The sequence below is a fragment of the Methanomethylovorans sp. genome, assembly GCF_050177135.1.
Taxonomy (GTDB): Archaea; Halobacteriota; Methanosarcinia; order Methanosarcinales; family Methanosarcinaceae; genus Methanomethylovorans.
The window spans coordinates 1-13958 of sequence record NZ_JBFXHJ010000056.1; the positions used below are offsets into that span (position 1 = coordinate 1).

Annotated in this window: 12 protein-coding genes and 1 tRNA gene; 5 read left to right on the forward strand and 8 right to left on the reverse strand. The window is 43.9% G+C overall.

Annotated elements, in window-relative coordinates; genetic code table 11:
• From AB7U21_RS06150 to AB7U21_RS06160, 3 genes are all read right to left on the reverse strand, one after another.
• A partial coding sequence (locus AB7U21_RS06150) for a sulfite exporter TauE/SafE family protein (protein WP_428387742.1) occupies positions 1–490 on the reverse strand: 490 nt, incomplete at its 3' end.
• Between the two features lie 185 nt (positions 491–675).
• Positions 676–2352: a site-2 protease family protein gene (locus AB7U21_RS06155; protein ID WP_428387744.1), complete on the reverse strand. Its 1677-nt coding sequence runs from the start codon at positions 2350–2352 to the stop codon at positions 676–678.
• Between the two features lie 107 nt (positions 2353–2459).
• Positions 2460–4946, reverse strand: coding sequence for a PAS domain S-box protein (locus AB7U21_RS06160; protein ID WP_428387746.1), 2487 nt, complete (start codon positions 4944–4946; stop codon positions 2460–2462).
• Positions 4947–5103: 157 nt separating this feature from the next.
• Between AB7U21_RS06160 and AB7U21_RS06165 the strand changes: the two genes are divergently transcribed.
• From AB7U21_RS06165 to AB7U21_RS06175, 3 genes are all read left to right on the forward strand, one after another.
• Positions 5104–5186: transfer RNA gene (locus AB7U21_RS06165), tRNA-Leu, on the forward strand.
• 383 nt (positions 5187–5569) lie between these two features.
• Positions 5570–6403 (forward strand): fumarate hydratase, encoded by an 834-nt coding sequence (locus tag AB7U21_RS06170; RefSeq protein WP_333787682.1) that lies wholly within the window; start codon positions 5570–5572, stop codon positions 6401–6403.
• Between the two features lies 1 nt (position 6404).
• Positions 6405–6983: a FumA C-terminus/TtdB family hydratase beta subunit gene (locus tag AB7U21_RS06175; RefSeq protein ID WP_428387749.1), complete on the forward strand. Its 579-nt coding sequence runs from the start codon at positions 6405–6407 to the stop codon at positions 6981–6983.
• Here AB7U21_RS06175 and AB7U21_RS06180 read toward each other — a convergent pair.
• The 4 genes from AB7U21_RS06180 to minD are packed head-to-tail and all read right to left on the reverse strand — an operon-like array spanning position 6976 to position 11613.
• Positions 6976–7965, reverse strand: coding sequence for a type II secretion system F family protein (locus tag AB7U21_RS06180; RefSeq protein ID WP_333787680.1), 990 nt, complete (start codon positions 7963–7965; stop codon positions 6976–6978). The genes AB7U21_RS06175 and AB7U21_RS06180 overlap by 8 nt on opposite strands.
• A 2-nt stretch (positions 7966–7967) precedes the next feature.
• Positions 7968–8891 carry a type II secretion system F family protein gene (locus AB7U21_RS06185; RefSeq protein WP_428387751.1) on the reverse strand — a complete coding sequence of 308 codons (924 nt, stop codon included), beginning with the start codon at positions 8889–8891 and terminating at the stop codon, positions 7968–7970.
• Positions 8884–10794 carry a type II/IV secretion system ATPase subunit gene (locus AB7U21_RS06190; protein ID WP_428387753.1) on the reverse strand — a complete coding sequence of 637 codons (1911 nt, stop codon included), beginning with the start codon at positions 10792–10794 and terminating at the stop codon, positions 8884–8886. The genes AB7U21_RS06185 and AB7U21_RS06190 overlap by 8 nt, the downstream gene beginning before the upstream one ends.
• 9 nt (positions 10795–10803) lie before the next feature.
• Positions 10804–11613: a cell division ATPase MinD gene (gene minD, locus AB7U21_RS06195; protein ID WP_428387755.1), complete on the reverse strand. Its 810-nt coding sequence runs from the start codon at positions 11611–11613 to the stop codon at positions 10804–10806.
• 146 nt (positions 11614–11759) lie between these two features.
• Between minD and AB7U21_RS06200 the strand changes: the two genes are divergently transcribed.
• Both AB7U21_RS06200 and AB7U21_RS06205 read left to right on the forward strand, forming a co-directional pair.
• Entirely contained in the window at positions 11760–12281 is a 522-nt protein-coding gene (locus tag AB7U21_RS06200) for a DUF367 family protein (protein ID WP_298683172.1), read from the forward strand.
• Positions 12282–12305: 24 nt separating this feature from the next.
• On the forward strand, positions 12306–12761 hold the full coding sequence (locus tag AB7U21_RS06205) for a TIGR00725 family protein (protein ID WP_428387758.1): 456 nt from the start codon (positions 12306–12308) through the stop codon (positions 12759–12761).
• Between the two features lie 27 nt (positions 12762–12788).
• Here AB7U21_RS06205 and AB7U21_RS06210 read toward each other — a convergent pair whose 3' ends face one another.
• A complete protein-coding gene (locus AB7U21_RS06210) occupies positions 12789–13562 on the reverse strand; it encodes an exodeoxyribonuclease III (protein WP_333787674.1) in 774 nt (257 codons plus the stop codon).
• Between the last annotated feature and the right edge of the window lie 396 nt (positions 13563–13958).

Consider the following 13958-nt stretch of genomic DNA (forward strand, 5'->3'; position numbering starts at 1 on the left):
AGATCAGCAATGGCATTACCAGAGAACCCCCGCCAATTCCCAGCAAACCACCGGCAAAACCTACAACGGACCCCCCGGCAAGGATAATAGGAAAAGAACGTATGTTCTCTTGGTTCCCGGTTCCTGGAAAAAAAATTTTTCCAGGTAACAGCATCTGAGTTCCTATCAGTACCATAATGATACTGAATATCCCAAGCAGTATATCGACGGGTACCAACCGTGTGCAATAAGCACCTACCGGTGCAGCTATCATTGATATGATAAGGAACGGGATGGCCACAGACAGTTGTACAAGTCCCTTTCGCAGGTATGTCACGGCTGCAGATGCAGATGTCACAGTATTCAACAACAAGCCCATAGGTATAGCACTGAGCAGGTCAAATCCTGACCAATAGAAAATGGGTACATAGACTATGGCGCCTCCAAGACCTATCATGGAAAACAGCACAGACAAAAAAAATACCATTACCGCAAATACCAGAAACTCCATGATATCATCATCTTAGTTTTTCAGATGCTGTTCCTTGAAATGTTCATCTCTGCCTTGCGCCGAGCAAATCACCAACGATGCCAAATTATATTACAGGGGCTAAAAAGGATGCAATGTATCTGGCAACTGCAACACGCCAGAAATACATGTGCTTCATGTATCACCACATCCAATTATGCCTGTCCTCAGAAACCATGCACTAAATAAGGTCCGAATATCATGAACATAAAGGACATGAATATCAGCACTGCAAATGTGGCAGTTACAGCCGTAGAAAGGCGAAGTGACTGCTCTTCGTTCCTGGTCAGCCTGTAAATAAATGCTTTTATGTAATCTTTGAATATGTGCCCACCGTCAAGGGGCACTGCAGGCAGGCAATTAAAGAGACCCACATAGAAGTTGAGCCAGCCGATCCACAGGAGGGAGTTGGCTATCCAGAATATACCAATTCCTAAGGGTTCAGCCCATCCGGCAGGTGTATAGAAATTAGCAAGCATCCCGCTGAACCCCGGGAACCCCTCACCGGCAAAACCAACGATCGGCAACCCCAACAGGATGAGCCAGCCGGCTATTCCTTTTAACATACCAGGAATACTCTCAAGCAAAGAGAGATAGGTAGTTGCAGGGAATTCCCCTACCGTGATACCAAGACGAGTAGCCACATTTTCATCCTGACTGGTAAACACTCCCAGAAAACCCTTTTTATCTCCCTCATCCGGATGTGATGCAAGCTCAAGCGTCAACTCAAGTGTGCCTGATGAATTAGCAGCAAGCACCAGCGTCACAGACTGACCTGCAGATGTGGTGTTCATGAAAGAACGGAAGTCATAAACAGTGCGCATGGGAACAGTGTCCATCTCTATTATCCGCATGCCTTTCTGTAAACCCGCAGCCTCCGCGGGAGATGCAGCTACTATATCCTGGATAAGAACGCCCCTTATGTCCTCTTCAGCTGATCCGACCTTGATATCATAGGCAGAGGCGACCCTATCCTTTGAAGCATATAACCTGACAGTTTCACCTTCCGGGAAAGTATCAAGATATTCAAGCATTCCCATTATGTTATCAACAGGTCTGTCATTTATTTGAGTGATGATCATCTGGGACTCCAGCCCGGCAGCAGAAGCCTCACCCTGTGCATCCATGATCATTACGTTACCTATAGGTGCAATTGCACCAAGCACGGGACCAAAGAACAGGATGAAGGCAAGAAGTGCAACAACAAAATTTGCCATGACACCTGCTGCAAGGATACGTGCCCTTTGCTGACGGGTAGCAGCCTTAGAGCTTGTCCGTTCAACTGGCCCCTCACCTTCCTTTCCAGTTGTTTCAGTACCAAAAAGTTCATTCTCATCTGGTTCTGCAAACCCTCCCACCGGTACAAGAGCAAGTAGTATGCCCATTGACTTAACACGGATATTTTCTACTCTGCACAGAATGGCATGAGAAAACTCATGCACCACCAGGGTCACAATAAGAGCGATCAAACCCCATGTAAAAGGGATGAACTCATTGACACCGGGAATAAGGAATATGTTGCGCGCCTCATTGAACTTGTTAGGTTCTGGCATTGTATTGTCACCCAGGGATGAAAGCATGGAAATATCCGAGACTATCACAATGAGCAGCATGGCGAACATGCCTATGAACATCAGTCGTATACCGACATCAGCAAATAATCTCCAGGCTTTTTTGGGCACTGCCAGCCTGTCAAGTAGCTGAAGCCCCCTTGTGGTCCTGATCATCAACAGGGGACCATAACTTGTGATATTATATCTTTCAAGGATACCTTTCCTGTTCAGATACGATACTAGCATCCAGTACAGGAGAAACAATGCAATTCCAGCGGTCGTCCAGTTCAAATAAACTCTCCAATTAGGCAATGATCATAATGTTGACAATGCCTGATTTTTATAATATGGGATAAAGGACATTTTATGCTATAAAAGAGTATAGCATCATGTGCTCTTTAATTGTCAGGGAGGTCTATATACTCTTTTCTCTCAACGATCTTCCCTTTTAAAGGAAGAGACACATGTACGGTCGTGCCTTCACCTTCTTTGCTGGTAACCCATATAGAGCCATTGTGTGCCATTATGATGTTCTTACAGATATACAGACCAACGCCCGTACCACCGTACCTGCGGTTCATAGAACTATCGAGCTGGTGGAAAAGTGTAAAAAGACTGTTCAAATGGCCATCCGGTATTCCTATCCCATGATCAGAGACCTCTATCTTGAGCATGTCCTCTTCCTCAGAATAAACAGCTATCTCTATCTTTCCACCTTCGTGCGAGAATTTGATAGCATTATCCAGTATGTTGTGGAGCAACTCCTGGATCTTTTGCGGTTCAGCTTTCATGAAAGAGATCTCATGTGAGATCCTTGTATCTACCGTTATACCTTTATCTTCCAATTTCCTTGCGACATTAGCAAGTGCCTCGTCTATGGCACTGCGAATATGCATAAGTTCGAAATTGTATTCTATTTTTCCTGAATTCACATAGCTCAGATAAAGCAGGGAGTCTATTAAACTGCGCAATCTTTCTGCATTCCTGTATATAGACTCAGAAGCCTTTTTCTGTACATCGTTGAGTTCTCCCAGGGTCAATGAATCCAGCAGTTCACTATAACCTATCACAGAACTGAGCGGTGTCTTGAGCTCATGTCCCAGGTTTGCCAGGAACTCGTTCTTTATCCTGTCTACAGATTTAAGTTCCTCGTTCATCCTCAGCAGTTCCCGGTTAAACTTCTGTATTTGCTCCTGGGCCTTTTTTCTTTCAGTGATATCAAGCGTTACCACAATGCCGCCATTTACATCACCACGACGTTCTTTCAAAGGATAACCTTTCACGCTCCATATGCGGCCATCCGGGGTTGTCCTTTCAATTTCCCTGGAGATCCCCTGAATGTTAGCCTGCATGATAGCGCAATTACCATTGCTGTCTATCCCAACCGGCCAGATCTCATTGCATAGCTTACCTATAACAATACTGCGCTCATTATTGAAAAATTTGCAAGCTGCCTTGTTGGCCCACAGTATCCTCATATCGAGGTCGTGGTAAACAACTTGTTCTTCCATTCCATCAAGTATCATCTCTTTTTCGATCTCGTGCTTGCGAACAGCTGCCTCTGCTTCTTTTCTCTCTGTAATGTCTCTTACAATAGTAAGTATGCGCCTCTTTCCATCAAGTTCCACAATACTACTGCTAAGTTCCACAGGATACGTAGTACCATCACTGCGCAGATGCTCCGATTCAAATATGCCATGATCGAAAAGATTTATGGCTGTCACCCTGGACTTTATAAGAGGGGAATTATCAGGAGTTTCAATATCTTCCGGCCGCAATTTCAGCAGTTCTTTTTTTGCATAGCCAAGCCTTTGACATGCAACCTGGTTCACTTCCAGCAGATTGAGATCCATGTCCTGCATGAATATTTCATCATTCACATTGTCAAAAATATACCGGAACTTGTTCTCAGACTGAGTTAACGCGGATTCAACTCTTTTACGCCGGCTGATATCCTTCGCAATGCTGAGAACCGCCTGACGATTCTCATAATATATGATACGGCTACTGACTTCAACCGGCAATACGGCTCCATCATTGCATATATAGGAAGTTTCGTAGACATAATACCTGTTTTTGAACAATGCATTTTGCATTTCCTGTTCTTTAGAGTGAAACTCTTCAGAAGTGATAGCAAACAGCTTGGTGTCAACCATTTGTTCCCTGCTGTATCCCAGATGTTTAGAGGCAGCATCATTCATTTCCAGGATATTCATATCCATATCCTGAATGAAGATCAGATCATTGGCGCTATGGAACAAAGTTCTGAACTTGTGTTCGGAATGTGCTATCTCTTTTTCAGCTTTTTTTATGTTATCTATATCAAGTTGTGTACCAATGATCTTAAGAGGACTGCCCTGTGCATCCCGAAGGACAACAGTGCCATTCACAGCAACCCATTTCCATACGCCGTGCTTAGCCAGCATACGGATCTCATGCCTGAAATTATCATTTATGTCTTTTGATCCATGAAAACTGTTAAAGAACAGATTTTTCCAGTCATCCGGGTGAGCCAGTTTATTCCAGAATGATAGATGGGGCTTGATCTCTTCAGGATCATATCCAAGCATGCATGCCCAACATTTGTTCACATCAAGAGTACCTTTTTCCATATCCAGTTCCCACACTCCCAGATCAGCATCTTCAAGAGCTGTTTTCAGGTCATGGAAGGGATATTGGTCTCTGAACAGCCTGTTACTTAAAGAGCTCATCGATCCCATTTTCAGAACTGGAGCTAATAACAAAAAGAAGAACAACAGGATGAGCAGATCATAATGCTGAATGGACAATACACGAAGATCGGGGGCTGGAGCAATATTTGAAAGGGATATGAAAAGCACCAGTAATGTGCTTAAGAAAAGTACCCTTTTTGTATATGATCGCATCCAATTACCTCTGATCTTTTAGTCTTTTTTCATGTTAAACAATGATGAACTTAGCAGATGTAAGATATGAATCTTCCGTTGAATATGTTAAGCTAGATACTTCCTGACAGTTAGGTTTATAATTAATACCTGTATTACTGCTATCTTAAACCTGAATGCGGGAGTAACCAAGCGGCCAACGGTGGTAGACTCAAGATCTACTCGCGCAGGCGTTCGGGGGTTCGAATCCCTTCTCCCGCACCTATAAAATAAGGTCTGTTCCTGTTTCGGGTCATTATTTTTTCCGTCTGCTTCTGGTTTTGGTCGTATTTTCCATGTGATCTCATGACAATAATGTCCAGATTATCATACATGAGAAATATTAATATAGTTGAACATCAGAGGGAAGGTCTGTCTAAGGTACAAGAAGTGGTACTCGTTCCAAAAAGCAATGTTTAGCTCAATGGTGGTCCTACAAACCTGGCTTCATGGATGGGTGGTGGAATGATAATCAAAACTATCAAATTAGGAATATACGGCTGTATAATAGTCGCGGCAGCGGTCTATGCCCAGCTTAACAACAAATAACGATAATAACAAATAATGATCAACTATGGGGTTCATCGTCTTTTCAGGGTGGTTATTTGACAGGTCGAATCAATTATGAGGATGTGGTTCTGGCAACAGTGAACATTATAAGAGAAGCGGAGGTCTGTCTGCCTCCTGATGTCATTGATGCTATTGAGGATGCATATGAAAGAGAAACATCTGAAATTGCCAGAGCACAGCTTGCGGCGATCTTAAGGAATATCGAACTTTCCAAAAAAGGATCCATACCAATGTGCCAGGATACCGGCATTATGGTTTTCTTCGTAGAGATCGGCCGTTCCTTGATCCTGGACTTCGATCTTGAAGGTGCCATTGTCGAAGGCGTGCGCCGTGCAACAGTGCAAGTCCCTCTTAGACCAAATGCCGTATCTCCTCTTTCCAGGCAGAACAGCGGCGACAATACTGGTAGCGGCCTGCCTGACATCAATTACAGTTTTGTGGAAGGCAACAAGCTTAGCATCACAGTGGCTCCCAAAGGTGCTGGCTCTGAGAACATGAGCGCTCTGCGCATGTTCAATCCCACAGAGATTTCCAGGATAAGGGAATTCGTGCTGGAGACTGTGCTCAAGGCAGGAGGGATGCCATGCCCTCCGATCGTTGTAGGAGTAGGCATCGGAGGTTCCTTTGACAAGGCGGCAAGACTTGCAAAGCAAGCTCTTCTATTGGACATGGACAAAATGGACCCGTTCGAACTTGAGCTACTTAAGGACATCAATGCACTGGGCATAGGTACCATGGGCATGGGTGGATGTACAACTGCTCTTGCTGTACATGTAAAGCAGGCACATTGCCACACTGCATCACTGCCTGTGGCTGTGAACATACAGTGCTGGGCCAACCGGCACGCAAAAGTGGTGCTGGAGGGATAGCATGAGCACTTATGAGCTATTCACTCCCCTTAAAAAAGAGGATATTATAAAACTGGTTGCTGGTGATGTTGTGTACTTAAGTGGTATTGTATACACCGCCAGGGATGAAGCCCATGCTCACATACTGGAATTGGATGACAGGAACGAAGAACTGCCCTTTGACCTGGAAGGCGCGGCAATATACCACTGTGGCCCTCTGATGCTCAAAGAAGAAGATAAATGGAGAGCAATTGCTGCAGGTCCCACCACAAGTGACAGAATGGCCAGGATGACACCCAAACTGCTTGAAAAACATACTGTCAGGGCCCTCATTGGAAAAGGGGGCATGCAAGGAATAGCTGGTACACTTGAGGATAAGTGCGTATATCTTGCCTATACGGGAGGATGTGCAGCCCTTGCAGCAGGATCGATAAAAAAGGTCAGTTCGGTGCACTGGCCACAATTAGGAATGCCTGAAGCCGTATGGGAACTTGAAGTCGAACGCTTTGGTCCCCTTGTTGTGGGTATAGATGCTCACGGAAATGACATTTTTGAAAAAGTGAGGAAGAATGCCCTCAATGCATTCTGCCAACTCAGATGAAAAAAGTGAACGTTACCCAGGCTATAAATGACAGAACTATTGAATGTTTAAGCCCGGCAGATATAGCTCCTTCTCCCATCTGCCCTGCGACAAGCCCGCTGAAGAATCCCTGAACAAGAGATGCGTGGAACATCACCCTTATGAACAGGTCCGGATCGAAAGCGCCCATGAACTGACCGCCCGCGCCAGAATCTGTGGCAGCCTGGCCTGCTGTTGCCATAGTAGGCACAAAGGTCATTGAAAGCATAGCTATGACGAAGAGGAACACAAAGAAGGACATGTAAATGATCACCAGATACACCATCATGTTACCCTTTCGTTCCCTTTCGAGCTGTTTCACTTCGGTAGAATCCCTGGCAGCAGCTTCCAATACCTGAGAGACCCGACCACCGGCCTTGCTGGCCTGAGTGATCAGAGCAACAGACCTGTCAATGAGAGCAGTGTTCATACGGTATGCGAAAGTGAGCAATGACCGTTCAAAGGAAACTCCCCAGGACATCAGATCATTCATCTTTTTTATCTCGGGAGAAAGTTCTCCATACTCTCCTTTTGCCACTGTGGCTACTGATCTGGAGAGAGTAAGACCGGCACGACTCATCTCAGAAATATCTCTAAGGAACGTAGGCAAGTATTCTTCGATCTTCGTGATATGCTTCATCTTCTTCTGATACATTACAGAAGCTGGGAATATGGCTATCAGAACACTGAAGAAGATAACATCATCTATTATCGGGTTTGGCCAATTCCTCACAAGACCCATGATCAGGAACACCAGGGCAACTGGTGTACTAATAAGGAACGTATAGTCCGGATAGGCACACAGTGTCGTGTATGGATCTTTTATGAACTGTTTCAATACTACGTTCTTACGCGAATTTTCCAATCCTACTCTTACAGTGGCATCTTCCATCTGACGGAGAGTTTCCTCGTCAAAGTTTGGATCTACAGGGAAGTCGTTCTTAAAGAGTTTCTTCCATTCCATTTTCATGCCTCCGGTGTCATGCTGCTGATAAGCAGAATGTACATTGCGCTTCCAAAGGGTATGATCGCATAGATCAGCAGATAGAGGAAGATCATTTCAGCTCCTCCCATTATTGCCATGATCGATATAACAACTATCATGAAAAGAGGTCCGGCAACAAAAGCCGTAACATAGGTCTCACCCAGCAATCCCAGTGTTTCAAGGAACTCTTTTTGTTTTTGCCGATTATCAATAAGGTACTGCTCTGTCTTTATCTTGAAATAAGGCTCCAGTTCTCCACCGGATGTAACCACCGTGATGGCTCCCTGCAGGAAATCCTGCAAAGAGGGCGAAGGTGTCGTCAGAGCAAGGTTCCTCATCCCTGTTACAAGATTATGCCCAAGTACTTCGATATCCCTTACCAGATATCTTGCCTCTACCGCCACATCCCTGTATATATCGTTAGCTGCAAGAGAACGGAACAAATCTAAAGGTAACACTCCGGCCCCTGCCATTGAGGACATATAGTTAATGGCATAAGGAAGCATACGTTCTATTCCTCTCTTCCTTTCTCCTGCCATAACGGCCGGATATATCACGAATGTCTTATACACAGCAGCGAAAACGAAGATCGCTGTGATAGCGTTCATGGTGAACCATATGGCTATTTTCTTGTACTCACTGAACTGTAACATCCATTGAGGAGCAGTAATTCTCGATCCTGTGAGATCAGGCACACCTGTAAAATAAAAAAGCAGGTTAACAGCAATCAGTGCAAAGAACATACATGCAAAAGCAGTGAGCATTGCACCGGACAAATACATGTCATAGCCTATGCTCATTCGGTTGCGGAGCATGTTCAACCGAAGACCATAATACTCAAGCCTCCGGTCATCATAATATTTCCCGAATATCTCATAGGCTACATTGAAATAGATATTAGTCATTCAGATCCTGCCTTACCATCTTCATTATAGTTTCAGGTTCCCTGCCATATGTCACCACAAGTTTAGCAAAGTCCTTATAGTGACTGATCTTTTTCAGACGTGCCCATTCAAGAAGATCCTGTCTTTTCTTAAGTTCATCCTTAAGTTTTTCTTCGTTCCATCCCCTGTTCTCCATTATACTTTCCAGCATATATGAGCGGCCTGAATACTGGAAACTGTCCTTTGCCGCATCCCAGATGAATACTTCATTCGTGAGCAATTCACCTGTTCTCGGATCCACACCCACTATCTCTGTAAGTGATTTGCATCTTCTTACCCTCTCATTATTCACTTTTACCTGTGCCTGAATAGAAACAATATCAAGAGCCTGTATCATGATCCTTGGAACATTGATCGGAGGATTTTCAAGCCTGTGCACTACAGATTGCACTGAATCGGCATGCATGGTAGAGAACGTAGTATGACCTGTGGACATGGCCTGGAAAAGGACATAAGCCTCTGCTCCACGTACTTCACCCACAAGAATGTACTCCGGCCTTTGACGCAGGGATGCCCTGAGAAGCTCATACATCTGGATAGATCCTCTTTCTTCACCGGCAAAGGACTCTCTTGTCACGCCAGGTATCCAGTTGGGATGTGAAAGATTAAGTTCCCTTGTATCTTCTATTGAAACTATCTTCATTTCAGGCTGGATAAAAAGAGATACAGCATTCATTGCAGTGGTTTTGCCCGATGCAGTACCACCCACGAATACGATGCTTTTGCTCGAGTCCACAGCCATCCACAGGTATGCCATCATTGCCGTGGAGAAAGTGTGGAAATTTACGAGATTTGCCGGAGTAATAGGATTCTCATTGAACCGCCTTATGGTAAATGTGCTCCCTCGGGTGGTAACTTCCCTTCCAAGGGTGATCTGGATGCGTGATCCATCGGGCATCGTTGCATCAAGAAGTGGATTTGCTATGGATATGTGCCTTCCGCATAACTGGGCTATCCTTATGGCAAAGGTGTCAAGCTCATCATCATCTGAGAAAAGAACATTCGTAGGCACTGAATTGTAGGCCTTGTGGTAGATATATATGGGAGTGTTCGGGCCATCACATGATACGTCCTCAAGCCTCATATCCCGCATGATAGCATCTATTCTTCCGAATCCAAGGAAATCCCTTATCAAGTGATATATCACTCTTTCCTTTTTGCGGACAGAGATGTCTATCTTGTATTCTCTAAGATATTTTTTTGCTTGATTCCTCAGGTACTTTTCAGCATTCTTATGATCTGTTTCTTTAAGGTTAAGCTCCAGGGTTTCTATCAGCTGTTGCTTTATATTGTCCAGCAATCTCTTTTCGTCTTCCGAGAGCAGGGGTTCAAGTACCTGATACTGGTATTCATGTGCAAATGGATCATAGGCCATTCTTATATAAGCATACGGAGGATTGACAGCATACATTTCGATCTCTTTGAAATTGCTTCCTTCGGGTATACCAAAATCTACAATGGGACCATGTATTGCAATATTATATTCCTCTTCCTCTTCAGAGCTGTTAGAAAAAATTGTTATTAGTCGCTGGTACAATGAAACCTGTTCATCTTCCTGCGCTTTGGTATCGGCCTCTACGTTTAGTTCCTTGCTGGCGATAACATTTCTTATGTTCTGTTCCCATGCGGCATTTGCATCAAAATCAATATTATGACCCGTGATCAATTGTATATGATCAGTGGCTATGCGTGCTTTAAGACCATCTAAGTTATCATCGGGGACAGCATCATTATTAATATTGGAAAGAAGATTGGTAGTTTCCTCGGGTTTAGGATCCCGGTCTATGATATTGATCCCTTGCAACGCAGGAAGAGGGTCTTTACCTGAATTCCTGTCATGTTGGATTACATCAGTAAGAGCCATGATAACCTCTTATTTTTTAGACTGGGAGAAGGGCAGCTTCGCAGCTACGACACGCTTCTTTTCATTTTTTTGCTTTTTTTGTGGTTTTCCTTCCTCGGGTTCAGGCATCTTTATGCCACAAAGTAGTGCTGCAAGCCTGTTCATAGCTATAGAGATCTCCGAATAAGGATATTTTGTGACTACAGGACTTTTACCTGCGATGCTATTGGGTATGCTCACATCTTCAGGCAGTACCTCAAGTATATTCATATCAACTGAACTCACGAGTTTCTCCCTGTATATTTCATCATGTACCGGCATAGTTCTATTCAGCACTATGCCTGTGACCTCTTTACCTAACATCGTTGAAAAAACCCTCATTTTGGACCCATCGGTAATAGATGTTATCTCGGGGGTAAGGACCATTATGACCTCATCACAAACTTCAATGGAACTTGCTGTTACATGATTTATGCCAGTGGCCGTGTCAATTATTATGAATTCGAAATTTGGTGAAACTTCGGCGATAACATCCTTGAGTCTAGCAGGGTCTGCTTTTTTAAAACCCTGTAAAGATATGCCACAGGGAAGGACCTTAAGCCCGTTAGGTCCATCATACAATGCATCCGCCACGTTCGCTTCATCAGCCAGCACTTCGTGTAGTGTGATCTTACTGTTCTCCAATCCCAACATGAGACCTATGTTCGACATACCAAGGTCAGCATCGATCAATAAGGTCTTTTTTGCAAGGCCGGCAAGTGCTGCTGCCAGATTGACAGCAAATATGCTTTTGCCAGTCCCTCCTTTTCCAGAGGTTATTGTGTATATTTTGGCAGCCATCTTCTTCACAACTTTGATTATCAGTTTTTACTTTTGATCCAAACTTTATACAGAAAGATATGCGATTTATATATAAAAAGATAACTATAAAATATGTTTTATTAAACCTCGCTCAAGCTTTATACAGGAAAGTCTATCAACAACCTATGGAAAGAAGCAGATCAAAAGAAGTTCGGCTATACCTTTATCATGCAGGACAATGTGATCCTAAAAAGTGCACTGGTAAAAAAATGGTGCGCTTCGAGCTTGCCCGCCTCGTGGAAAAGGTGAATGCCATTCCCAGAGGCTCCATACTTCTTGACCCTATGGCCGAAAAGGCCCTTTCTCCTGCTGACAGTATAACAAAAGGGCTTACTGTACTGGACTGCTCGTGGGAACATGTAGAAGCTGTCTTTCCTCAATTGCTCATGCTTGACCTGCAGCATCGGGCATTACCATACCTGGTTGCAGGCAATCCCGTGAACTTTGGCCGCCCCTTCAAACTTACATCTGTAGAGGCTTTCGCTGCTTCGTTATATATACTCGGATACAAAGAACAAGCTGCGCATATACTTTCCAAGTTCAACTGGGGTCATACTTTTCTGGAACTTAACAGAGAGCCTCTGGAGGAGTATTCCATGGCGAAGGACAGTAGGGAGATACTTAAAATCCAGGCCGAATATATATGATTTATCAAACTGTGGAGGAAACATATGGCAAAGATACAGGTAGGAGTGATAGGTGGCGGGATTTGTGACAATAAGACCGAGATGATAGCAGAGGAAATAGGCCGTGAAGTCGCCATGCGTGGCATGGTCCTTGTATGCGGGGGACTGGGAGGTGTAATGGAAGCCTGTGCACGTGGAGCTAAGCGGCAGGGAGGGAACACAATTGGCATCCTGCCAGGCAATAGCCGCGAAGATGCGAACAGGTACATTGACTACCAGATAGTGACCAATATGGGACATGCACGCAATGCCATAGTTGTCGCATCTTCTGATGTTCTGATCGCTGTGGGTGGCGAATATGGTACTCTTTCGGAGATAGCCCTGGCCCTTAAAATAGGCAAACCGGTCGTTGCCGTAGAATGCAAATGGATCGTTGATGGTATAATAAGGTCAGATGACCCGGTGGAAGCTGTGGACCTGGCCCTGAACGCAATTGTCTGAACAGAGCCGTTCCATCGGATAGAGATCTCAAATATCAAGCTCAATACCAATGGGACAGTGGTCCGAACCCATGACCTCCGGCAGGATAAAGGCAGATGTTATGTTATCCTTTAAATTGTCACTGGCAAAGAAGTAATCTATCCTCCAGCCCACATTCCTTTCCCTTGCCTTTGTTTTCATGTCCCACCATGTGTACTGGCCGGGCTGGTCGCTGAACATGCGAAACGTATCCAGATATCCATGTTCTATTAATTTGTCTATCCAGGCTCTTTCCTGAGGCAGAAAACCTGATACTTTCTCATTCTCCTTTGGGCGTGCCAGATCTATTTCCCTGTGTGCTGTATTTACATCTCCACAGATTATGAGTTTTTTACCCTGGGCTTTAAGAGCATCGAGGTGATCCAGAAATATATCATAGAACCCCATTTTAAAATCAAGCCGCTCCTTAGAGGCTTTTCCATTAGGGAAATAGACGTTAAAAAGCATGAAATCCCCGAAATCAGAAGCTATGATCCTGCCTTCACCATCGAACTTTGTAGTTCCCAGCTCATAGCTAACCTCAAATGGTTCTTGTTTTGTGTACAGGGCAACTCCACTATATCCTTTTTTCTCTGCGGAGGAAAAATATGCTTTATATCCGGCCACATGCCGCAGACCTGAAGGTAACTGGTCCTCCTGTGCCTTTGTTTCCTGCAGACAGAGAATATCTGGTCCTTGTGCTGTGAAAATTTCCATAAATCCTTTTTTATAAGCAGCCCGAAGGCCATTTACATTCCATGAAAGCATCTTGATCTTGCTCATCTTAATCCTGATTTCATTGTACAGGTGGATATATAAACTGAACCTTTGAGACAAAATTTTGATGTATATTCATTAAAAGATAAGTTCAGATATGTTCTATAAACGAATACATAAATATATGAAAACATAACACACTTATGCAATTAAACAAATTGATATGAGAGAGATAATTATAGGAGAAATTGATAATCAGAATTATTTGATAACTCTTTTTAATTAATCGTAAATCTTAAATAAGAATAAGTATTATTTAGAATTAGTTATTACCTACATCTATGGCAAAATTGTCTTTAGAGGCAAGCACAGGGGGAAATGGCATTGGAAACCACAGGAAAGGCTGATATGAAATACACTAATCAAAGAGTGGAGATAATCGCCTTCCTGCGGGAGCACAAG